At 66.0% G+C, this 655-nt stretch carries 1 protein-coding gene; it reads left to right on the top strand.

The window, feature by feature from the left end:
• On the top strand, positions 1-617 hold a 617-nt coding region (locus tag ACFPCY_RS43035), incomplete at its 5' end, for a transposase (protein ID WP_378265712.1).
• Positions 618-655 lie beyond the last annotated feature (38 nt).

The following is a 655-nucleotide window of genomic DNA, read 5'->3' as shown; positions in this document are numbered from 1 at the left end:
ATGCCCGGATCGACAAGCCCGAACGGATGCGGCGAGCACCGCAGTACCGGCCCACGCTCGTCGATCCCCACCGCGAGTACCTGCGTCAACGCCGGGCCGAGGACCCCGCGGTCCCGGTTCTCCAGCTTCTTGGTGAGATCCGGGAACGCGGCCACACCGGCAGCCAGAATCTCCTCTACCGCTACATCGCCCAAGGCCGCGTCGAGAACGACCGACCCGCGATCTCGCCCCGCAGTTTGTCCCGGCTGCTCCTCAGCCGCCCGGACACCCTCCGCACCGACCAGGAAGAACTCCTCCACAAGACCACCAGCGCCTGCCCGGAGATGACTCGGCTTGCCTCACTGGTCCGCACCTTCGCGCAGCTCCTCACCCCCGCAGACGGCAACGGGGGCCGACTGGAGGAATGGATCAACACCGCGGAAGAGGTGAACCTGCCGCACATCCACTCGTTCATCCGCGGCCTGCGACTCGATCAGGACGCCGTCCGTGCGGCTCTGACCAGCGAACACCACAACGGCGGCACCGAAGGCGTCAACACCAAGACCAAACTGATCAAGAGACAGATGTATGGCCGGGCAGGCTTCCATCTCCTGCGCCACCGCATCCTCCTGCAGTAGCCCCACCCTCCGTTACCACCGAAAGAACGACAGAGCCG

The organism is Actinomadura gamaensis (assembly GCF_042652125.1).
Taxonomy (GTDB): domain Bacteria; phylum Actinomycetota; class Actinomycetes; order Streptosporangiales; family Streptosporangiaceae; genus Spirillospora; species Spirillospora gamaensis.
The sequence above is the reverse complement of the archived record's forward strand: the minus strand, read 5'-3'. Positions and strand labels throughout refer to the sequence as shown.